The 21406-nt window shown below is 38.2% G+C and carries 21 protein-coding genes and 4 tRNA genes; 24 read left to right on the top strand and 1 reads right to left on the bottom strand.

Features of this window, described 5'->3' with window-relative positions:
• Positions 1-103 precede the first annotated feature (103 nt).
• Together BG04_RS11405 and BG04_RS11400 are read left to right on the top strand one after the other, a co-directional pair.
• Complete coding sequence (locus BG04_RS11405) at positions 104-886, top strand: ParA family protein (RefSeq protein ID WP_013085563.1); 783 nt, start codon at positions 104-106, stop codon at positions 884-886.
• Positions 858-1727, top strand: coding sequence for a ParB/RepB/Spo0J family partition protein (locus tag BG04_RS11400; RefSeq protein ID WP_013059921.1), 870 nt, complete (start codon positions 858-860; stop codon positions 1725-1727). Before BG04_RS11405 ends, BG04_RS11400 begins: the two co-directional genes overlap by 29 nt.
• A gap of 32 nt (positions 1728-1759) precedes the next feature.
• On the opposite strand, the gene yyaC is transcribed toward BG04_RS11400, so the two are convergent.
• On the bottom strand, positions 1760-2380 hold the full coding sequence (yyaC, locus tag BG04_RS11395; protein ID WP_016765991.1) for a spore protease YyaC: 621 nt from the start codon (positions 2378-2380) through the stop codon (positions 1760-1762).
• A gap of 86 nt (positions 2381-2466) precedes the next feature.
• Between yyaC and BG04_RS11390 the strand changes: the two genes are divergently transcribed.
• The 22 genes from BG04_RS11390 (at position 2467) to BG04_RS11285 (ending at position 21365) form a co-directional block, all read left to right on the top strand.
• The gene (locus BG04_RS11390) at positions 2467-3480 is read left to right on the top strand and encodes a YkvI family membrane protein (protein WP_013059919.1); all 1014 of its coding nucleotides are present in this window, start codon (positions 2467-2469) and stop codon (positions 3478-3480) included.
• Between the two features lie 67 nt (positions 3481-3547).
• The gene (locus BG04_RS11385) at positions 3548-4441 is read left to right on the top strand and encodes a mechanosensitive ion channel family protein (RefSeq protein WP_013085559.1); all 894 of its coding nucleotides are present in this window, start codon (positions 3548-3550) and stop codon (positions 4439-4441) included.
• 14 nt (positions 4442-4455) lie between these two features.
• Complete coding sequence (locus BG04_RS11380; RefSeq protein ID WP_013059917.1) at positions 4456-4653, top strand: DUF951 domain-containing protein; 198 nt, start codon at positions 4456-4458, stop codon at positions 4651-4653.
• Positions 4654-4821: 168 nt separating this feature from the next.
• Positions 4822-5922, top strand: a complete 1101-nt coding sequence (gene ychF, locus BG04_RS11375) for a redox-regulated ATPase YchF (protein WP_013059916.1) — start codon at positions 4822-4824, stop codon at positions 5920-5922.
• 189 nt (positions 5923-6111) lie between these two features.
• On the top strand, positions 6112-6399 hold the full coding sequence (rpsF, locus tag BG04_RS11370) for a 30S ribosomal protein S6 (protein ID WP_013059915.1): 288 nt from the start codon (positions 6112-6114) through the stop codon (positions 6397-6399).
• Between the two features lie 48 nt (positions 6400-6447).
• Positions 6448-6948, top strand: a complete 501-nt coding sequence (gene ssb, locus BG04_RS11365) for a single-stranded DNA-binding protein (RefSeq protein WP_013059914.1) — start codon at positions 6448-6450, stop codon at positions 6946-6948.
• Between the two features lie 66 nt (positions 6949-7014).
• Entirely contained in the window at positions 7015-7254 is a 240-nt protein-coding gene (gene rpsR, locus BG04_RS11360) for a 30S ribosomal protein S18 (protein ID WP_013059913.1), read from the top strand.
• Positions 7255-7392: 138 nt separating this feature from the next.
• Positions 7393-8337 (top strand): YybS family protein, encoded by a 945-nt coding sequence (locus BG04_RS11355; protein WP_034648180.1) that lies wholly within the window; start codon positions 7393-7395, stop codon positions 8335-8337.
• Between the two features lie 36 nt (positions 8338-8373).
• Complete coding sequence (locus BG04_RS11350) at positions 8374-10347, top strand: DHH family phosphoesterase (protein ID WP_034648181.1); 1974 nt, start codon at positions 8374-8376, stop codon at positions 10345-10347.
• Positions 10344-10793 carry a 50S ribosomal protein L9 gene (gene rplI, locus BG04_RS11345; RefSeq protein ID WP_013085555.1) on the top strand — a complete coding sequence of 150 codons (450 nt, stop codon included), beginning with the start codon at positions 10344-10346 and terminating at the stop codon, positions 10791-10793. Before BG04_RS11350 ends, rplI begins: the two co-directional genes overlap by 4 nt.
• A 115-nt stretch (positions 10794-10908) precedes the next feature.
• The gene (gene dnaB / locus BG04_RS11340) at positions 10909-12273 is read left to right on the top strand and encodes a replicative DNA helicase (protein WP_013059909.1); all 1365 of its coding nucleotides are present in this window, start codon (positions 10909-10911) and stop codon (positions 12271-12273) included.
• 187 nt (positions 12274-12460) lie between these two features.
• Positions 12461-13747, top strand: coding sequence for an adenylosuccinate synthase (locus BG04_RS11335; protein ID WP_013085553.1), 1287 nt, complete (start codon positions 12461-12463; stop codon positions 13745-13747).
• Positions 13748-13915: 168 nt separating this feature from the next.
• Positions 13916-13988: transfer RNA gene (locus tag BG04_RS11330), tRNA-Lys, on the top strand.
• Between the two features lie 15 nt (positions 13989-14003).
• Positions 14004-14075, top strand: a tRNA-Glu gene (locus BG04_RS11325).
• A gap of 26 nt (positions 14076-14101) precedes the next feature.
• A tRNA-Asp gene (locus BG04_RS11320) sits at positions 14102-14177 on the top strand.
• Positions 14178-14181: 4 nt separating this feature from the next.
• A tRNA-Phe gene (locus tag BG04_RS11315) sits at positions 14182-14254 on the top strand.
• A 262-nt stretch (positions 14255-14516) separates the two neighbouring features.
• Positions 14517-15224, top strand: coding sequence for a response regulator YycF (gene yycF, locus BG04_RS11310; protein ID WP_013085552.1), 708 nt, complete (start codon positions 14517-14519; stop codon positions 15222-15224).
• Between the two features lie 6 nt (positions 15225-15230).
• Complete coding sequence (gene walK / locus BG04_RS11305) at positions 15231-17138, top strand: cell wall metabolism sensor histidine kinase WalK (protein WP_013085551.1); 1908 nt, start codon at positions 15231-15233, stop codon at positions 17136-17138.
• Positions 17129-18496 carry a YycH family regulatory protein gene (locus tag BG04_RS11300; protein ID WP_028409756.1) on the top strand — a complete coding sequence of 456 codons (1368 nt, stop codon included), beginning with the start codon at positions 17129-17131 and terminating at the stop codon, positions 18494-18496. Before walK ends, BG04_RS11300 begins: the two co-directional genes overlap by 10 nt.
• On the top strand, positions 18483-19262 hold the full coding sequence (locus BG04_RS11295) for a two-component system regulatory protein YycI (RefSeq protein WP_016765985.1): 780 nt from the start codon (positions 18483-18485) through the stop codon (positions 19260-19262). The genes BG04_RS11300 and BG04_RS11295 overlap by 14 nt, the downstream gene beginning before the upstream one ends.
• A gap of 18 nt (positions 19263-19280) precedes the next feature.
• Positions 19281-20075: an MBL fold metallo-hydrolase gene (locus tag BG04_RS11290; protein WP_013059903.1), complete on the top strand. Its 795-nt coding sequence runs from the start codon at positions 19281-19283 to the stop codon at positions 20073-20075.
• A gap of 57 nt (positions 20076-20132) precedes the next feature.
• Positions 20133-21365, top strand: a complete 1233-nt coding sequence (locus BG04_RS11285; protein ID WP_034654942.1) for a S1C family serine protease — start codon at positions 20133-20135, stop codon at positions 21363-21365.
• Positions 21366-21406: the final 41 nt, after the last annotated feature.

Raw genomic sequence — 21406 nt, 5'->3', positions numbered from 1 at the left:
ATCTTTTTTGATGAGGCTTTTTTATCAAAGTTTTTCGTCAGAAAATTCAATGAACAATTAAACTGTCTGGACAAATGGGATGGAAATGAAAGTAGGTGACAACATGGGGAAAATTGTGGCAGTTGCGAATCAAAAAGGCGGAGTTGGAAAAACAACAACCGCTGTTAATTTAGGAGCTTGTTTAGCTGAACAAGGAAAAAAGGTTCTACTTGTAGACGGAGATCCCCAGGGTAACGCTACGAGTGGAGTTGGCATAGATAAAGCAGATGTAGATGAATGTATTTATAATGTAATCGTGGAAGATATGGAAGCCAAAAACGTCGTGCGTTCAACAGCTGTCGGAAATTTATCAATCATTCCTGCGACCATTCAATTAGCTGGCGCAGAAATTGAATTAGTGTCCACCATTTCACGTGAAGTTCGACTTAAGAGAGCTTTAGAAACGGTGAAAGATCACTTTGATTATGTTATTATTGATTGTCCCCCTTCTCTTGGTTTACTGACATTAAATGCGTTAACGGCAGCTGATTCTGTTTTAATACCTGTACAGTGTGAATATTATGCGCTTGAAGGATTAAGTCAATTGCTAAATACCGTTAGATTAGTGCAAAAACATTTGAATAATCAACTGCGTATCGAAGGTGTATTGCTGACTATGCTTGACGCACGCACAAATTTAGGACTTCAGGTAACAGCAGAAGTGAAGAAGTACTTTCAGGATCGCGTTTATCAAACGATTATTCCTCGAAATGTTCGTTTGAGCGAAGCACCTAGTCATGGTGAACCAATTATCTTATATGATGCAAGATCTAGAGGGGCCGCAGTTTATACGGAACTTGCAAAGGAAGTGATTTATAATGGCGAAAGGATTAGGGAAAGGAATTAATGCCTTATTTTCAGGCTTAGATGCACAGGCTGATGATTCAATTCAGGAAGTTGCTATTCACGAACTCAGACCCAACCCCTATCAACCACGTAAAACGTTTAATAAAGAAGCAATTAATGAGTTAAAGCAATCCATTTTACATCATGGCATCTTACAGCCTATTGTAGCTCGCAAAAGCATTAAAGGCTATGAAATCTTAGCGGGTGAAAGACGATTTAGAGCTGCTAAAGAAGCCGACCTTGCTACTGTTCCTGTCATTATAAAAGACTTTTCAGAAAAGCAAATGATGGAACTAGCTTTGTTGGAGAATTTACAGCGTGAAGATTTGACACCAATTGAAGAAGCAACCGCTTATCAATTGCTTATGGATAAGCTCGATATGACACAGGAGCAACTTGCTACACGACTGGGAAAAAGCCGACCTCATATTGCTAACTATGTTCGCCTCTTGCAGTTGCCTGAGGAAATTCAAACCCTCATTTCTACTAATGAATTGTCTATGGGCCACGGGCGTACGCTAGTCGGTTTGAAAAATAAAGCTCTTCTACCTAAAGTCGTTGAAAAAATACGCAAGGAACAATTGAATGTTAGACAGCTAGAGGCTTATATTGCCCACTTAAATAAAGCCGTTCCACGTGAAACATCAAAAACTAAAAAAGATAAAGATTTATTTATAAAACAAAGTGAAACACAGCTTCGTGAGCGTTTTGGTACCTCTGTTCACATTACACAAAGCAAGAAAAAAGGAAAAATTGAAATCGAATTTTTCTCTAAAGAAGATTTAAACCGTCTTCTTGAATTATTTAACGATCTTTCTCAGACCAACAAATCTTCTGTATAAAAAAGGTTGTCCTAGTTTTAGGACAACCTTTTTTATTGTTTATAATGTCTTACAGGTTGGTAAACCGAAGAATTATTAAACTCTTTCTCTCGTTCGTTGTGTACAGTCTCAATGCTTTTCGCAATTAAATCGGCAATGCACATAACGAGGTGAAGCCTCGTATTTTGCAAGACGAAAAACTCCATAAACCCGCTCACATTGACAACCCCTGTTATATGAATATCCCCGACTGGTGGCAATTCTTTATTAACTCCTGCTCCTGGTTTAACGGGTCCTATTCCAAGTGATGCAGAGCCTACGCTTTTCATACGACCTAAACAAGCATCAATTCCAATAATAAAAGGATTCGGGAAAAGCTTTTGAATATGTTTTAACGTTTCTTTCAAATTAACAGCATGAACAGGCTCTTCTAACGTTCCAAAAATGTGAAAAGATGAAACCTTTTTTTCATTCAGTTTCGTTCCGACTAATGGACCCAATGAGTCCCCAGTTGAACGGTCCGTTCCAATACATACAAAAACAATTGGTCTGTCTTTCTGTGCTGGAAGTAAAGATAGTAACTGTGTACTCAGCTTCTTTATAGCAGATTCTTCATCATGAAATACGCGGGTTGAATGTTGTGTCTTCTCAAAGAAGGGAGATTTTAAATTCATAGGGTCCACTCCTTATACATAATAGTAACAGTATACGAAGATTTTGAAGATTCTATACATATATTTCATGGATTGGGGGAAAATCGATGTGGAGAGCAGGATGTAAATGGATATTCTTAATTATGGGAACCATGATAGGCGCTGGGTATGCTTCAGGGAGAGAGCTATGGCAGTTTTTTGGCGAAGAAAGCGGACTTGCTATTTTTCTATTTTCTATTATTTTTGCGATTTCTTGCAATGTGATTATGCAAATCAGCTATCGCTACCGAACCAATCAATTTTACCCAGTACTAATTGAATTAATAGGAAAGAGATGGGCTGCGGCCTATGATGTTTTAATCGTTTTTTATTTGTTTACGACGACGGTGATTATGATCGCGGGCGGCGGGGCGACATTGGAAATGTGGCATGTTCCTTATTGGTGGGGAATTGGCGCTCTTAGTGCTTTTATCGTCTTTGTTTTTTCAAGAGGATTAAATGGGCTTCTTTCTATCAATTCTTTCGTTATGCCAATCTTAATGATTGGACTAGCTGGTGTCCTTCTTACATTTGTTTTACGTCATCCTGGAGTAACTGATTGGCACCTTCAGCATAATTGGCCTGCTGCTTTTACCTTTACGGCGTTAAATATTCTTCCTCTTGTCGCGGTATTATCTACAATTGGAAAGGAAATTAAAAGCAAAAAAGAGATTTATATTGCAAGTGTTGGCAGCGGGTTTTTATTAGGGGGGCTTTCCTTTATTTATAATGAATCGCTTATTCAAGTTTCAGGCCTTCTTTCTTCTTATGAAATTCCATTATTCGCTATTCTTAAAGACTTTCCTTATACGATGCTGTTTTTAATGAGCATTGTTTTGCTCATTGCAATTTATACAACAGCCGTATCGGGAATCTTAGGACTAACCGCGCGTTTTCATACTGAAAAGGTGCAATCTCTTTGGAAACTGGCAGCCTGCTGGCTACTTTTAATGATTCCCTTTACAAAGTTAGGTTTTTCTACTTTGATTGCCGTTTTGTATCCAATGTATGGAATCGTCAATTTATTTTTAGTAACAGCCGTTCTATTATATCCATTTCGAAATCGCTACAAAAGTTCGTAGAAACTTGCTACAATAGATTAAAACTTTCTCGTATGTAGAGTATGTTACGATAGGAGCTACATGTAGTATGAATTCGTTGACGTCAGTTTTTAAGAACGTATTTGAACCATTTTTTCAAGAAGAAACGTGGGCACATATTGGAGAAGGCTTCATAAAAATTCTGTTGATTCTGCTTATTTCCATGTTTTTAATTCGAATTGGAAAGCAAGCGTTAAATAAATTTGTAGAGGTTCGCACAAATAGCCCTCTGCGTATTTCTGAGCGACGAGAAGCTACGATGGTCCGTTTGCTTCAGAACGTTTTTTCTTATGCTATTTATTTCGTTGCGGGAGTTATGATTTTAGAAACGTTATCAGTAGATGTTCGAGGATTGCTAGCTGGTGCTGGAATCGTAGGGCTTGCGGTAGGGTTTGGTGCTCAAAACTTAGTGAAAGACATCATCACGGGATTTTTTATTATCTTTGAAGATCAGTTCTCCGTTGGCGATTATGTTCGAGTAGGAACATTTGAGGGAACTGTAGAAGAAATTGGTCTGCGAACAACAAAGATTAAAAGTTGGACAGGCGAAATTAATATCTTGCCCAATGGCAGTATTGTGGAGGTCACTAATTTTTCGTTACATAACAGCGTAGCTTTCGTTGATGTAAGCATTTCTTATGAAGAAAACATACAAAAAGCAGAAAAAGTGATTTTAGAGCTCTTAGAAGAATTGCCAAGCCGCTATGAAGATATGGTTAAAACGCCTGAATTGCTGGGGGTTCAAAATATCCATGCAACTGAAGTCACAATGAGGATTACAAGCGAAGTAAAACCAATGAGACATTTCCATATTTCTCGTATGATTCGTAAAGAAGTGCGTACAAGGTTAAATGAACATGGTATTGAAGTTCCATTTCCTCGTATGGTTATGTATAATCGTACAGAAGAAGCACAGCATTCGTCGACGTTGAAAGGGAAATAAGGAGGAGAGAGCTGATGACGGAAAAAGAATTTGGTTTAAATGACGTTGTGGAAATGAAAAAACCTCATCCTTGCGGTACAAATGAATGGAAAATCATTCGAATGGGAATGGATATCCGTATTAAATGTGAAGGCTGCGGCCACAGCGTAATGATTCCAAGACGTGATTTTGCACGTAAAATGAAAAAAATTCTTGTAAAGCATGAGGAATAACCTCATGCATTTTCTATGTTTATGCCTTATACTGTAAGGTGGGACAAAATGAAGCATCTTAACGGTGCGACTAAAGGTTCTTTATTAAACTTGTATTTCAAAAGTTGACTCACTATAATTGTGACAGGTTAACTTGTTTCGGATATATAAAGAGGAGTGAATAAATATATGGCTTTAACAGCTGGAATTGTTGGTCTTCCTAACGTTGGAAAATCAACATTATTTAATGCAATTACACAAGCGGGCGCAGAATCTGCGAACTATCCTTTCTGTACGATTGATCCTAACGTAGGTATTGTAGAAGTACCTGATCATCGTCTTCAAAAACTTACAGAGCTTGTAAAACCTAAAAAAACAATTCCAACAGCATTTGAATTTACAGATATCGCTGGAATCGTAAAGGGTGCTAGTAAAGGTGAAGGACTGGGAAATAAATTCTTATCTCATATTCGAGAAGTAGATGCGATTTGTCACGTTGTGCGTTGCTTTGAAGATGAAAACATCACGCACGTTTCAGGAAAAGTAGATCCTATTTCAGATATTGAAACAATTAATTTAGAGTTAATTTTAGCCGATTTAGAAACGGTAGAGAAGCGTATTGGCCGTGTTCAAAAGATGGCTAAACAAAAAGATAAAGAAGCAATGTATGAATACGAAATTCTCGAGAAACTAAAGAATGCATTTGAAAGTGATCAGCCAGCTCGTGCTGTATCATTTACAGAAGAGCAAATGAAATTAGTAAAACAATTTCACTTGCTAACAATCAAACCTATTCTTTATGTAGCAAACGTTTCTGAAGATGAAGTAGCCGATGCATCTGCTAACGAATATGTAGCAAAAGTGCGCGAGTATGCGGCAAGTGAAGGTGCAGAAGTGATTGTTGTTTGTGCACGCATTGAATCTGAAATTGCTGAGCTTGAAGGAGAAGAAAAAGCAATGTTCCTTGAAGAACTAGGCATCGAACAGTCAGGTCTAGATCAGCTTGTACGTGCAGCGTACGACTTACTTGGATTAGCTACTTACTTTACAGCTGGTGAGCAAGAAGTACGCGCATGGACGTTCACACAAGGTATGAAAGCTCCTGAGTGTGCAGGTATTATTCATACAGATTTTGAACGCGGATTTATTCGCGCAGAAACGGTGTCATATGAGGATTTATTAGCTGCCAAAACAATGGGAGCAGCTCGTGAAGCTGGAAAAGTACGTTTAGAAGGAAAAGAATACATCGTAAAAGACGGAGACGTTATGCATTTCCGCTTTAACGTATAAGACTAAAACCCGAAAGGAGATATCTTCTTTCGGCTTTTGTCGTTGGCGAAAATATTAGCATATATTTACGAAACAGCCCGCAATGCGTATTGCTTTGCCTATGGTAGTATGCTATAATTTTAATTCGTGAGTAATATTTTATTGCTCCTTGCCCGTTTCGGGCCGTTAGACCAAAAGGAGGTGACAGTGATGAGAAAGTATGAAGTAATGTACATCATCCGTCCAAGCATTGATGACGAAGCAAAGAAAGCATTAGTTGAGCGCTTTAACGGCGTATTAACTGATAATGGTGCTGAAATCGCAAATGTTAAAGAATGGGGTAAACGTCGTTTAGCATACGAAATCAATGATTTCCGTGACGGTTACTACATGATTCTTGACGTGGCGGCTACTTCAGAAGCAGTTTCTGAATTTGATCGTCTTGCGAAAATCAACGAAGACATTATCCGTCATATCGTTGTTAAACAAGAAGCATAATTAAACGTTTAAATAAATTGGGTTTTATTTCCTTAAGGAGTGGTTCTGATGATGAATCGCGTAATTCTCGTAGGACGCTTAACCAAAGATCCTGAATTACGTTATACCCCGAGTGGAGCAGCGGTTGCAACATTCACTTTAGCGGTAAACCGCACATTTACAAATCAGCAAGGTGAACGTGAAGCTGACTTCATCAACTGTGTTGTATGGCGTCGTCAGGCTGAAAATGCAGCCAATTTCCTTAAAAAAGGAAGTTTAGCTGGTGTTGATGGTCGACTACAATCTCGCAGTTACGAAGGACAAGACGGTCGTCGCGTATACGTAACGGAAGTTGTAGCGGAAAGTGTGCAATTTTTAGAGCCGAAAAGTGGCGGTGGGGATACGCAACGCAGTAACTTTGCTAACACTGGAGGATCTGGACAAGGCTCTCCATTTGGAGATAATCAGAACCGTAACTCAGGTAATCAAGGTTATACTCGCGTTGATGATGATCCATTTGCAAATAATGGCGAGACAATTGACATTTCAGATGACGATTTACCGTTTTAATTCGCAGTAGATTATCCGGAGTATAAAATTTTATAGAAACTTTTAAGCGGAAGGAGGCGTATCAAAATGGCAGGTGGACGTAAAGGTGGACGCAACAGACGTCGTAAAGTTTGTTTCTTCACAGCAAACGGCATCACTCACATCGATTACAAAGATGTAGATATGCTTAAAAAATTCGTTTCAGAGCGTGGTAAAATTTTACCTCGTCGTGTAACTGGAACAAGCGCTAAATACCAACGTAAATTAACGATCGCTATCAAACGCGCTCGTCAAATGGCATTATTACCATATGTTTCTGGTGAATAATGAACGGTACAAAAAGAGGCAGTAAGGATTCCCTTACTGCCTCTTTTTACATTACATAGGTGCTCTTTTGTCAAATAGTTGCTTCTTATGAACTGAATCGATAAAATAAATAATAGTCTATATCAACGAGGTGAAGTTGTGAAAGGAATTCGATATATTACAGAAGGAGCAGCTCTTTTAGCGCTGTTTGTGGCGCTGTTGCTTTTTTCACTATACATACCTGTTGTGGGAACCATTTTTCAACTAGCGCTAGCTGTTCCATTTATTGTGTATACCGTTCGTCATGGGTGGAAAAAGGCAATATTATTTTTAGTAGTAGGGTTGTTATTGACTTTGTTATTTGGAAATGTGTTGACTCTTCCTTTTACATTTGTATTTGGTATTGGTGGATTAGCAATAGGAATGCTTTACCGACAAAAACAAAAAAGGTATACCATTTTACTAGGCGGCACGGTTGCATTTAGTTTAGGTTTACTTTTATTGTTCGTAGGAGCAAATATCGTTTTTAATGTTAATCTAATGGAGCAAATAAATAATGCTTTAGATCAATCGATTAATCAAAGTATTGAAATGATGAAAAGTTTAGGACAAGACGTTAAGGAATCTCAAATTGACCAAATGAGAGATGCATTTGATATGTTTAAAAATCTGTGGCCTCTATTAATTGTTATGGGCGGAGTTATTCTGGCCTTTTTCTCTCAGCTTATTGCTACGCCTATTCTTAAAAGAACAGGTTATGAGGTGCAAGCATTCCCGCCTTTTCGTGAATTTAAACTTCCTAAAAGTATTCTATGGTATTATTTGATTGCATTAATTTTATCCTTCCCATCTTTTAATATTGAACAAGGTACATTTATGTACGTAGCTATTATCAACATCGTGATGGGACTGCAAATGCTAGTCGTGTTACAAGGGATCTCTTTTATTTTCTATTTCTCACATCAAAAAGGGTATGCCAAAGCAATTCCAATTGTTGTAACAATTTTAGCATTAATTATTCCAATTATCCTTCAAATTGTGCGCATCTTAGGTATAATTGATTTAGGATTTAATTTAAGAAAACAATTAGACACAAAAAAGTAGATATTGTGGAACTTAAAAAAGTAGGAGCTGAAATGGATGCCTGTCTTTACAAAAAAGAACGTCATTCGCTATCCATTTTACTCATTGTATAGTATAGCTCTGATTTTAGTAGGTATCGTGACCTATCATAATTGGATCATAGGAATGATAGGCTTTATATTACTATTAGCCTGTCTTTTTCTATACATGAGAATGGAGCGAATGCTGTCCGATGAGTTTGAAACCTATATTTCAATGCTGTCTCATCGGCTGAAAAAAGTAGGCGAAGAGGCATTAATGGAAATGCCGATTGGGATTATGCTGTTTAATGATGAATATCAAATTGAATGGACCAATCCTTTTCTAGCATCTTGTCTCGGTGAAGACACACTAGTGGGAAGATCATTATACGATGTAGCCGAAAGTATTATTCCACTGATCAAACAAGAAGTGGAAACAGAAGTTGTCACGTTGCATGATCGGAAATTCAAAGTGGTGATTAAACGAGACGAGCGCTTACTGTACTTCTTTGATATTACAGAGCAAATAGAAATCGAAAAGTTGTATGAAGAAGAACGAACAAGTTTAGGCATTATCTTTTTAGATAATTATGACGAACTAACGCAAGGAATGGATGATCAAGTTAAAAGTAACTTGAATAGCCAAGTAACTTCTATGTTAAATAGCTGGGCTCAAGAATACGGTATTTTTATTAAACGTACGTCTTCTGAGAAATTTATTGCGATTATGAATGAACAAATCTTAATTCATTTAGAGCGAAGTAAATTTTCTATCTTAGACCAAGTTCGAGAAGAGACGTCTAAACAAAATATACCGCTTACATTAAGCATTGGTATCGGAGCTAGTGCTGCTGATTTACCTGAGCTGGGTGCTTTAGCTCAATCTAGCTTGGATTTAGCCTTAGGTCGAGGCGGAGATCAAGTAGCCATTAAACAGCCAAATGGAAAAGTGAAATTCTTTGGGGGCAAGACAAACCCAATGGAAAAACGGACGCGCGTGCGTGCAAGAGTTATTTCTCACGCGTTGAAAGAGCTCATTACAGAGAGTGGAAAAGTGATTATCATGGGTCATAAATACCCGGATATGGATGCTGTGGGAGCTGCTATTGGGATATTAAAAGTAGCGCAAGTAAACCAGAAAGACGGTTTTATCGTATTGGATCCTGATCATATCGATACAGGTGTTCAGCGAATGCTAGAAGAGATTAAAAAGAAAGAAGGCCTGTGGGAGCGATTTATTACGCCTGAAGAAGCCTTGAATCTTGTGAGTGATGATACTCTTTTAGTAGTAGTAGATACGCATAAGCCATCGCTCGTTATTGAAGAAAGGTTGTTAAATCGTATTGAAAATGTCGTGGTCATTGATCATCATAGACGAGGAGAAGACTTTATCGAAGATCCTCTTCTTGTCTATATGGAGCCATATGCTTCCTCGACAGCTGAACTCGTTACTGAGCTTCTTGAATACCAGCCAAAACGATTTAAAATTGATATGCTAGAAGCAACAGCACTTTTAGCCGGTATTATTGTCGATACAAAAAGCTTTACATTACGGACGGGATCTCGTACGTTTGATGCAGCGTCTTTTTTACGTTCTCAAGGCGCAGATACGGTTCTTGTTCAAAAGTTTTTAAAAGAAGATATCACGCAATATGTACAGCGAGCACGCTTTATTGAACATGCAGAGATTTATACAGCAGGTATTGCCATTTCAAGAGCTGAACCAAACAAAATGTATGATCAAGTGTTAATTGCGCAAGCTGCAGATACGCTGCTTTCAATCAGCGGAGTGGTTGCTTCATTTGTTATTTCTAAGCGGCGGGATAATCTAATTGGTATTAGTGCTAGATCGCTTGGAGATATCAATGTACAAGTTATTATGGAAAGTCTCCAAGGCGGAGGCCACTTAACGAATGCTGCTACTCAGCTTCAAGACATTAGTTTGGATGAAGCTGAAGAACGGCTTAAACAAGCAATTGATGAGTACTTAGATGGAGGTAGAAGATCATGAAAGTAATTTTCTTAAAAGATGTAAAAGGAAAAGGCAAAAAAGGTGAAGTGAAAAATGTTTCAGACGGTTATGCACATAACTTCTTATTAAAAAATGGGTATGCTGTTGAAGCTACAGGCGGTAATGTGAAAGTATTAGAAGCACAAAAAAATAGAGAGCAAAAAGATGCAGCTGCAGAACTTCAAGCAAACAAAGAGTTAAAAGCAACTCTTGAAGAACTAACAGTTGAATTAAAAGCAAAATCTGGTGAAGGCGGCCGTTTATTCGGTTCTATCACAAGCAAACAAATTGCTGAAGAATTAAAGAAAAAGCACAACATTAAAGTAGATAAGCGTAAAATTGAATTAAATGATGCCATTCGCGCATTAGGCTACACAAATGTACCGGTTAAATTACATCCGGAAGTAACGGCTACTGTAAAGGTACACGTGACTGAACAAAAATAAACGTACGATTGAAAAATAGGTAAATAATATAAAGGGTTGGCGCGGACTTGTATTTGTTCGCGCCAACATTTATGATGAAAGAAAATACGAAAGAATATAAGAGGGGCATAGAAATATGAGTGATCTTTTTGCTGATCGTCTTCCGCCTCAGAATATTGAAGCAGAGCAAGCGCTATTAGGGGCCATTTTCTTAGAGCCTTCTTCTTTAACCTTAGCATCTGAGCTGCTAATACCTGAAGATTTTTACCGGGCATCGCACCAGAAAATCTTTACATGTATGCTGAAACTTTCTGACCAAGGTGAACCGGTTGATTTGGTAACGGTAACGTCTGAATTAGCTGATCAAAAAATCTTAGAAGAAGTTGGCGGCGTATCGTATTTAAGTGATTTAGCTAACTCTGTTCCAACGGCTGCAAACGTAGAGTATTACGGTAAAATCGTAGAAGAAAAGTCGATTTTACGCCGTCTAATTCGTACTGCAACGCATATTGCTTCAGAAGGATATGCAAGGGAAGACGAAGTAGAAGTTTTATTAAATGAAGCGGAAAAAAACATTTTAGAAGTAGCACAGCGTAAAAACAGCGGTGTGTTTCAAAATATCAAAGATGTACTTGTACAAACGTACGATGATATCGAAGTTCTTCACAATCGAAAAGGTGACATTACAGGTATCCCAACCGGGTTTAGTGATTTAGATAGAATGACAGCAGGGTTCCAGCGAAATGATTTAATCATTGTAGCGGCCCGTCCATCGGTAGGTAAAACGGCTTTTGCCTTAAATATTGCGCAAAACGTTGCAACGAAAACGGATGAGAACGTAGCAATCTTCAGTTTAGAGATGGGTGCTCAGCAGCTTGTTATGAGGATGCTGTGTGCCGAAGGAAATATTGATGCACAAAGGCTGCGTACAGGGTCGCTTACAGCCGATGACTGGGGAAAGCTCACGATGGCGATGGGATCTTTGTCCAATGCAGGGATTTATATTGATGATACACCGGGTATTCGAGTAGGTGAAATTCGTTCTAAGTGTCGTCGCTTGAAGCAAGAAGGCGGGCTTGGGATGATTTTAATTGACTACTTACAGCTTATTCAAGGAAATGGACGAAGCGGAGAAAACCGACAGCAGGAAGTATCTGAAATTTCTCGTGCGTTAAAAGCTTTAGCTCGTGAATTAGAAGTTCCTGTTATCGCCTTATCACAGCTTTCCCGTGGAGTAGAGCAAAGACAAGATAAGCGGCCAATGATGTCTGATATCCGTGAATCCGGAAGTATTGAGCAGGATGCTGATATCGTAGCTTTCTTATATCGTGAAGACTATTATGAAAAAGATACAGAAAATCAAAATATTATCGAGATTATTATAGCCAAGCAGCGTAACGGTCCAGTTGGAACCGTACAGCTTGCCTTCGTAAAAGAGTACAACAAATTCGTTAATCTCGAGCGGCGCTTTGATGACGCAGGAGTGCCGCCTGGTGCATAAAACCTCTCAATATGAGAGGTTTTATTTTATTGTTATCGCATTCGTTCCGCAAAATACGATATATTTGTAATAACTTTTGTTAAATCGTTCGGATTTAATTGACTTTAGCGTGATAAATTGATACACTTATCCATGGTTAAATTATGTCGTAGTGAGCTGTTGCTTACTAAGCGGAGGTGCTTAAGATATGTCTTCAGTCGTTGTAGTAGGAACACAATGGGGAGATGAAGGAAAAGGGAAGATTACAGACTTCCTATCAGAAAATGCAGAAGTGATTGCACGTTACCAAGGTGGGAACAATGCAGGTCACACAATTAAGTTTAATGGTGAAACTTATAAGTTACATTTAATTCCTTCAGGTATTTTTTATAATGACAAAACGTGTGTAATTGGAAATGGTATGGTTGTCGATCCAAAAGCGCTTGTTCAAGAATTAAAATACTTACATGATCGCGGTGTAACAACAGAAAACTTACGTATTAGTAACCGAGCTCATGTGATTCTTCCATATCATTTAAAATTAGATGAAGTTGAAGAAGAACGTAAAGGTGAAAATAAGATTGGTACAACGAAAAAAGGTATTGGACCAGCTTATATGGATAAAGCAGCACGTGTTGGTATTCGAATTGCCGATTTACTAGACCGTGAAGTATTTGAAGCAAAATTAACACAAAACTTAGCTGAAAAGAATCGCCTTCTTGAAAAAATGTATGAAGTAGAAGGCTTTACATTAGAAGAAATTTTAGATGAGTACTATGAGTATGGTCAACAAGTTGCAAAATATGTTGTGGATACATCAGTAGTATTAAATGATGCGTTAGACGAAGGACGTCGTGTACTATTCGAAGGCGCACAAGGTGTTATGTTAGATATCGATCAAGGAACATATCCATTTGTTACATCTTCAAACCCAGTAGCGGGTGGAGTAACAATTGGTTCTGGGGTAGGTCCATCTAAAATCAAACACGTTGTAGGTGTATCAAAAGCGTATACAACTCGTGTTGGTGACGGCCCTTTCCCAACTGAATTAACAAACGAAATCGGTGATCAAATCCGTGAAGTAGGACGTGAATATGGTACAACAACTGGTCGTCCTCGCCGTGTAGGTTGGTTCGACAGTGTAGTTGTACGTCATGCTCGTCGCGTTAGTGGAATCACAGATTTATCTTTAAACTCAATTGATGTATTAACGGGAATTGAGACATTAAAGATTTGCGTAGCTTATCGTTATAAAGGGGAAGTTATGGAAGAATTCCCTGCTAGCTTAAAAACACTTGCAGAGTGCGAACCTGTATATGAAGAGCTTCCAGGTTGGACAGAAGATATTACGGGTGTGAAAACATTAGATGAGTTACCTGATAACGCTCGCCACTACTTAGAGCGCGTGTCTCAATTAACAGGTATTCCTTTATCTATTTTCTCTGTAGGTCCAGATCGTACACAAACAAATGTATTACGTGGTGTATATAGCTAAATAAAAAAGGTTAGCTCCTCGAGAGCTAACCTTTTTTATTTATAATTGGTGCTTTGTTAACAAGATTTTTTAAAAAAGTTCAATAATAAAAAGAAAGTTTTAAAAAAACTATTGCATTCATATGAAATATCATGTTATTATAATAAACGTCGCTAAGAGATATAACATGAGCCATTAGCTCAGTTGGTAGAGCATCTGACTTTTAATCAGAGGGTCGAAGGTTCGAGTCCTTCATGGCTCACTTTTGTTACAACGTGGCCCGTTGGTCAAGCGGTTAAGACACCGCCCTTTCACGGCGGTAACACGGGTTCGAATCCCGTACGGGTCATTTTTAATACATAGCATATAGACTGAGGTCCCGTGGTGTAGCGGTTAACATGCCTGCCTGTCACGCAGGAGATCGCGGGTTCGATTCCCGTCGGGACCGCCATTTTGGCTCGGTAGCTCAGTTGGTAGAGCAAAGGACTGAAAATCCTTGTGTCGGCGGTTCGATTCCGTCCCGAGCCATCAAAAAGCATGACTTTATTTAAAGTCATGCTTTTTTCTTTTATTTACATTTAAAAGAAAACGTTATTTGCTTTGTATCTCTTTTGTGGTAATATATTACTTTTGTATTTAGAGATGGTTGAAAATCATATATCTTCATGTATAGTAGAGGATGAACTTGTGACGTTTCAAGGGTTATCAAGTATAATAAAACTACGGTATTCAAACAGTATGAATACTATCTTTTATATTTTGCTTCAACTAATAAAGGAGAACGATGATCATGGATAAACGTATTTTAGTCGTAGATGACGAAAAGCCGATTGCAGATATTTTAAAGTTTAATTTGCAAAAAGAAGGTTACGAAGTATTTTGTGCTTATGATGGCGTAGAAGCACTTGAAAAAGTGGAAGAAGTACAGCCTGAAATGATTTTATTAGATATTATGCTTCCTCAGAAAGATGGAATGGAAGTTTGCCGAGAAGTGCGCAAAAAATATGATATGCCAATTATCATGTTAACAGCAAAAGACTCTGAAATTGACAAAGTTTTAGGTCTAGAATTAGGTGCAGATGATTATGTAACTAAGCCGTTTAGTACGCGTGAATTATTAGCACGTGTAAAAGCTAATTTACGTAGACATCAGCAGGTAGCTGTTCCAACGGAAGAAAGCGAAACGAATGAAATTACGATTGGAGCACTTGTTATTCACCCAGATGCCTATATCGTGTCTAAGCGCGGAGAAACGATTGAACTGACTCACCGTGAATTTGAGCTGCTGCATTATTTAGCGAAGCACATTGGACAAGTCATGACGCGTGAACACTTGCTTCAAACTGTATGGGGTTATGACTATTTTGGTGATGTGCGTACGGTAGATGTAACAGTTCGAAGATTACGTGAAAAAATTGAAGATAATCCAAGCCATCCAATGTGGATTGTAACAAGACGTGGAGTAGGCTATTATTTACGCAGCCCAGAGCAGGAGTAATTTTAGATGAAGAAAGTAAGGCTCCTGCAATCTATTCACTTAAAGTTTGTATTGATTTATGTGCTGCTCATTTTAATTGCGATGCAAATTATTGGGGTCTATTTTGCACGACAATTAGAAAAAGAATTAGTTAACAACTTTCGAACGTCTCTTCAAGAGCGGACAGACTTGCTGACGTATAACATTGGACAAGAAATGGTGAAAAATCGTGATGATGATTCACCCACTCTTGAGGAAGACTTAAAGACTATTTTACGAGATTTTGCTTCAAGACCCAATTTAGCTTCAAATGATATGAATGACATCTCTGAAGTAAGAGTCATTGACCAAAATAGAAGAATCATTGCTACATCGAACTCAAATCCTCAACAGATCATAGGTAAAAAGACTAATGATTTAGCGATTACAAATGCGTTGTTAGCAGGAACTAACTCTGATAATGTATTTGTTGATCAAAGCGGACAGCGAATCAGAGTTATGATACAGCCTATTCGTTTACAGGATAAAGTAGGTGCCAGTCAATCAAATTCAACCAATAAAAATGGAAAAATTCAGTCTAGCGAAGAAATCTTAGGTGCTATTTACTTAACAGCTTCCATGGAGCCTGTTTACGATCAAATGAGTAATATCAATCAGATCTTTAAGGCAGGTACGGTGATTGCTCTTTTTATTACAGCTATTTTAGGCGTGTTTTTAGCTCAGACGATTACTCGTCCAATGTCTGAAATGAGAAAACAAGCACTTGAGATGGCCAAAGGGAATTTTACGAGAAAAGCTAAGGTATACGGGTATGATGAAATTGGTCAGCTAGCTCTCACATTCAACAACTTAACAAGAAAGCTTCAAGAAGCACAGGCAACTACAGAAGGGGAGCGCCGTAAGCTTAGTTCAGTATTAGCTCATATGACGGACGGCGTTATTGCGACAGATCGAAAGGGAAGAGTAATTTTAATTAATGATCCAGCTGCAGCTATGCTAAATGTTTCACGTGAAACGGTTTTGTCTGATCCAGTTGTTTCCCTATTAGATCTTGAAGAAACGCATACGTTTGAGAGCTTGCTCGCTAATCAAGAGTCATTAATTTTGGACTTTAGTACAAAATCGGATCCCTTTATTTTAAGAGCTACCATTTCCGCTATTCAAAAAGAGACCGGTTTTATTAACGGGATTATCATTGTCTTGCATGATATTACAGAGCAGGAGAAAATTGATCAAGATCGCCGAGAATTTGTAGCGAATGTTTCACATGAATTGCGTACGCCGTTAACAACGATGCGCAGTTATTTAGATGCGCTTGCAGAAGGAGCATGGCAAGATAAGGACTTAGCTCCAACGTTTTTAAATGTAACGCAAACGGAAACAGAACGAATGATTCGTCTCGTTAACGACTTGCTTCAATTATCTAAGTTAGATAGTCAAGACTACCGATTTAGTCGTGACCCAATCAATTTTGTGAAGTTCTATCATTACATCATTGATCGCTTTGAAATGACAATTGAACAAGGTATTTCATTCGTGCGCGACTTGCCAAATGAAGCAATCTATGTTGCTATCGATCAAGATAAAATTACACAAGTATTAGATAACATTATTTCCAATGCAATAAAATATTCACCTGAAGGCGGAATCATTACATTTTCAATTGCTCAGCATACGCATGAAATTGTTGTGAGCATTAAAGACCAAGGTATGGGAATTCCAAAATCAAATTTAGCTAAAATTTTCGAACGCTTCTATCGTGTAGATAAAGCACGAACGCGTAAATTAGGCGGAACAGGATTAGGGCTTGCTATTGCCAAGGAAATTATTGAAGCACATGATGGACGTATTTGGGCAGATAGTCAGGAAGGAAAAGGAACAACGATTTACTTTACTCTTCCAATTGAAAGTGAGAATGATGACGAATGGGAATGAGATATGAACATATCAAAACGGCCATCTTAGTTGTTCTCGTCGCTTCCAGTTTAATTATGACGTATCATATATGGACGTATCAGCCTTCTTATAAGGTCATTTCAAAGAATCAACATTTGCAGGAAGTTGAAGTGAGTTCAAAAAGTAAAATAGAAGATCATATTCTTCCAACAGAAGTTCTCTATCATCGAAACGATAATCACTACATGTCTCACGACGAAGATGATGTAAACAAATGGGTAAATGAAATGAAAAAGTGGAAATTTTCGAATGTGACGGACGTTTCGGATGCTATTTCTCCTGATGGATTTTTAAATTATGTCCATGGAAGTAATTCTATTGAAGTGCTGTATCCAGACGCGCTACCGTTAAAAACATTTCAACAGCTTTTTTCATTTTCTCAAACGTCTTTGCCTAATCAAACATTTGACCGTGTACTCATTAAAATTAAGCGTACACCTTCCTTTTTCGTGAGCGTGTATCTTGTGAATTATGAGCAAAAAAAGATTTATTCAGTTACAGTCAAGAATTTGGCCAAAGATGATATCAAAGAATTAGAAGACAAAATGAAACGTACGTATGCCCCGAGCTTTGTATATAAAGAAAACAAAAATCGGTATATCTTCCTTCCGGAAAACAATATCACGATGAATAGTGAAGTCTACTATACGAGCATGAGGCATTTAGATATTGAAAAATATAAGGAAGCGCTTTTTAACAACCCAGACTATGCGCGGAAAGAAACGTCTACAAACCGAGATGTCTACACCGAAGGTACAAAAGTGATTAATGTTAATACGAAGACAGATGTGATGGAATATGTGAATCTTGTAAATTCCACGACCGAAGTAATGGAAGATTATAATTTAATAAACCGTAGCTTTAGCTTCGTTAATGACCACGGAGGCTGGACGGAATCTAATTACAGGTTCAACAGCTGGAATCGTATTACAAAAGAAATTAGCTATCGTTATTATAAAGATAACTATCCAGTTTACAGCAATCAGGGCATGACTGAAATATATCAGAGATGGGGAAATGCGGAGATTTTAAATTACCGTCGTCCTCTTTATCGTTTTGTAAGAGTACAGGATTCCAGTGTAGAAAAGCTGCAGTCATCTCAAAAGGTGATTCAATTAATTGAAAAACACCAAAACTTTGACCCGAATCTGTTAAAAGATATTTCAATAGGCTATCAGCTAGAAGAAGTTTCACAGCAGCCGAAAACCGGTGAAAAGACGGTTGAGTTTAATTCTAATTCTGTCAAACTCGTTCCTTCTTGGTTCTATTATTATAATAGCAAGTGGTATCGAATTGCACCGCCGACGGAAGGAGGCGATAACGATGGATTGGAATAGAACAAAAACCATCTTTATTTTCACTTTCTTGATTCTTAATATTTACTTAGGCTATCAGATTTTTAAAACTCATCAAGAAGATCAGTATTCTCTATTTGTAGAGTCGAGCGTTGAAGAACAATTAACGAGTGAAGGCATTGAATATAAACATTTGCCTACAGATGTGAAAGAAGCTTCGTCGTTAAATGCCAAAAGCAAACTGTTTAAAGATGAAGATTTAAAAAAGCTTAAAGAACAAAAAGCAGCGCTGCTTGAGGAAAAAACAATTCGAAGCGTATTAGACAAACCTTTTTCAGTACCTGAAAAAAGTCCCGAAGCAAAGCTAAGTCAATTTCTAAAACGGTATGTGATCTCAGGTAAGGAGTATGAGCTATGGAATGTTAACAAAGAGAAAAAAACAGTTACATTCTTTCAACAATATAAGAAGCATAAAATCTTTGACAATGAAAATGGTATGATCGTTGCTCACTTAAATGACAAAGATGAAATTATTTCGTATGAACAAACGATGCTAGGTTCTGTAAAAACGTTAGATGATGAGCAGGATGTTTTAACGCCTTTAAAAGCATTAGAAAATTTGTTTTTGAAGGATGAATTGAAAAAGAAAGATTCTGTAACAAAAGTAGAGTTTGGGTACTATACGTTTGATCTGCCGTTACTAAATTCTCAAGTTTTAGCACCAACTTGGCACATCGTTGTAAATGGAGATACGAGTTATTTTGTAAATGCCTTTGAAGGACAGATCATTAAAAAAGGAAATAAATAAGTATTTGGAGTGAGATAAATGAGCCTGCATTTCAGCGTGCTAGCGAGTGGGAGCACAGGAAATGCGATTTTAGTAAGTGATGGAGAACATTCCTTACTAGTTGATGCAGGGCTGAGCGGAAAGCAAATGGAAGCTCTCTTTCAACAAGTAAATCGCAATATCCCGGATTTATCAGGAATTTTAGTGACTCACGAACATAGTGACCATATTAAAGGACTAGGTGTTCTGGCACGTAAATATAAGCTCCCTATTTTCGCAAATGAAAAAACGTGGAACGCAATGGATGGCTTGATCGGCAACATTAATACGGAACAGAAGTTTCACTTTGAAATTGGCCAAACGAAATCGTTTGGTCAATTGGAAGTGGAGTCTTTTGGCGTTTCGCATGATGCCGCAGAGCCTATGTTTTATGTCTTTCATCAAGGGTCTAAAAAATTAACCCTTATTACGGATACCGGCTATGTAAGTGACCGCATGAAAGGTACGATTAAAAATAGCGATATGTACGTATTTGAAAGCAATCATGATGTTGAAATGCTGAGAATGGGGCGCTACCCTTGGAGCATTAAAAGACGAATTCTAAGCGACGTGGGACATGTATCAAATGAAGATGCGGCGCTTGCAATGGCAGATGTGATTGGAGATCAAACCAAACGCATTTATTTGGCGCATTTAAGTCAAGACAATAACATGAAGGAAATTGCCCGCATGTCGGTTGCACAAGTGTTACAACAAAAAGACATCAATGTAGAGGACAATATTCTCCTATGTGATACTGATCCAAAAAGACCAACTGATATTGTTTATGTATAGTCTCTAGAAAGGAAGCGAAAAATAACTTCATTTAATACGTGAATGCAGACATTCACGATGATAAATGAAGGGTTCGGTGATAGTGTGGAACATTATGATGAAGGCCAAGAGCCAAATAGTCGGCCGCCTAAACGCCGCAGAGGATATTTCGCTTCTGCTCTGGTTGGAGCAATTATAGGTGCACTTATTGTACTGCTTCTTATGCCAGCCTTGGTGAGGAATGGGATTTTGCCATACGGATGGATGACGGATGAAAATAGAGATGAACAAACAGGTTCTACCATTCAAAAGTCAGTATCTCTTGACGTCACTACGGCCGTCACAAAAGCTGTTTCTGAAGTCAATGCAGCAGTTGTAGGAGTTGTAAACATTCAGAACTCTGAAAGCTTTTGGAATGATGAACGAACTGATGCCGGGACAGGCTCAGGTGTTATTTACAAAAAGCAAGGCAACAAAGCTTATATTGTGACAAACTATCATGTCATTAAAGGCGCTAACGAAATTGAAGTGAGCTTCAGTAACGGTACAAGGGTATCGGCTAAAATTCTTGGCAGCGATGATTTAATGGACTTAGCAGTTCTTGAAATTGACGCAGGCCACGTGACAAAAGTGGCTACCTTCGGAAATTCTGATAAGCTGAAAGCTGGTGAACCAGTGATTGCTATCGGAAACCCGCTAGGCCTTCAATTTTCTGGCTCCGTTACACAAGGAGTTGTCTCAGGGATTAACCGTGTCATTCCTCAAGATTTGAATGGCGATGGAAATCCTGATTGGCAATCAGAAGTTATTCAAACAGATGCCGCAATTAACCCTGGCAATAGCGGGGGTGCTCTTGTTAATATTGATGGTGAATTAATAGGCATTAATTCCATGAAAATTGCCCAAGAAGCAGTAGAAGGCATTGGTCTTGCAATACCAATTAACATGGCTAGGCCCATTATTAATGACTTAGAACGATATGGTGAAGTTAGACGTCCGTATCTTGGAGTTAGTACACTATCATTAAGTGAGGTATCAGGGTATCATTTAAAAGAAACCCTTAAGTTACCGCATGATGTAGTAAACGGAGTCGCTGTTCTAAAAGTCGAGCCAGGTTCGCCAGCCGCTAAAGCTGGGTTGAAGGAATATGATGTGATTGTTGAGCTAGATCACAGCAAAGTAAGGGACATTGCGACACTTCGCAAACACCTCTACATTGAAAAAGAAATTGGCGATAAAATGAACGTAACGTTCTATCGCGATGGCAAAAAGAAATCCACAGAAGTAAAATTAACGCGTCAAATGAAGTGAAAGAAAAGTTATCCACAGGGGATAAACTCCTGTGGTTTTTT

Source organism: Priestia megaterium NBRC 15308 = ATCC 14581 (assembly GCF_000832985.1).
In the GTDB taxonomy this organism is placed as follows: Bacteria; Bacillota; Bacilli; order Bacillales; family Bacillaceae_H; genus Priestia; species Priestia megaterium.
This window is presented reverse-complemented; position numbering and strand designations above follow the sequence as displayed.

Coding starts and splice junctions, on each gene's coding strand:
- BG04_RS11405 (WP_013085563.1), top strand. CDS start 104: ATGGGGAAAATTGTGGCAGTTGCGAATCAAAAAGGCGGAGTTGGAAAA.
- BG04_RS11400 (WP_013059921.1), top strand. CDS start 858: ATGGCGAAAGGATTAGGGAAAGGAATTAATGCCTTATTTTCAGGCTTA.
- yyaC (WP_016765991.1), bottom strand. CDS start 2,380: ATGAATTTAAAATCTCCCTTCTTTGAGAAGACACAACATTCAACCCGC.
- BG04_RS11390 (WP_013059919.1), top strand. CDS start 2,467: ATGTGGAGAGCAGGATGTAAATGGATATTCTTAATTATGGGAACCATG.
- BG04_RS11385 (WP_013085559.1), top strand. CDS start 3,548: ATGAATTCGTTGACGTCAGTTTTTAAGAACGTATTTGAACCATTTTTT.
- BG04_RS11380 (WP_013059917.1), top strand. CDS start 4,456: ATGACGGAAAAAGAATTTGGTTTAAATGACGTTGTGGAAATGAAAAAA.
- ychF (WP_013059916.1), top strand. CDS start 4,822: ATGGCTTTAACAGCTGGAATTGTTGGTCTTCCTAACGTTGGAAAATCA.
- rpsF (WP_013059915.1), top strand. CDS start 6,112: ATGAGAAAGTATGAAGTAATGTACATCATCCGTCCAAGCATTGATGAC.
- ssb (WP_013059914.1), top strand. CDS start 6,448: ATGATGAATCGCGTAATTCTCGTAGGACGCTTAACCAAAGATCCTGAA.
- rpsR (WP_013059913.1), top strand. CDS start 7,015: ATGGCAGGTGGACGTAAAGGTGGACGCAACAGACGTCGTAAAGTTTGT.
- BG04_RS11350 (WP_034648181.1), top strand. CDS start 8,374: ATGCCTGTCTTTACAAAAAAGAACGTCATTCGCTATCCATTTTACTCA.
- rplI (WP_013085555.1), top strand. CDS start 10,344: ATGAAAGTAATTTTCTTAAAAGATGTAAAAGGAAAAGGCAAAAAAGGT.
- dnaB (WP_013059909.1), top strand. CDS start 10,909: ATGAGTGATCTTTTTGCTGATCGTCTTCCGCCTCAGAATATTGAAGCA.
- BG04_RS11335 (WP_013085553.1), top strand. CDS start 12,461: ATGTCTTCAGTCGTTGTAGTAGGAACACAATGGGGAGATGAAGGAAAA.
- yycF (WP_013085552.1), top strand. CDS start 14,517: ATGGATAAACGTATTTTAGTCGTAGATGACGAAAAGCCGATTGCAGAT.
- walK (WP_013085551.1), top strand. CDS start 15,231: ATGAAGAAAGTAAGGCTCCTGCAATCTATTCACTTAAAGTTTGTATTG.
- BG04_RS11300 (WP_028409756.1), top strand. CDS start 17,129: ATGGGAATGAGATATGAACATATCAAAACGGCCATCTTAGTTGTTCTC.
- BG04_RS11295 (WP_016765985.1), top strand. CDS start 18,483: ATGGATTGGAATAGAACAAAAACCATCTTTATTTTCACTTTCTTGATT.
- BG04_RS11290 (WP_013059903.1), top strand. CDS start 19,281: ATGAGCCTGCATTTCAGCGTGCTAGCGAGTGGGAGCACAGGAAATGCG.
- BG04_RS11285 (WP_034654942.1), top strand. CDS start 20,133: ATGATAAATGAAGGGTTCGGTGATAGTGTGGAACATTATGATGAAGGC.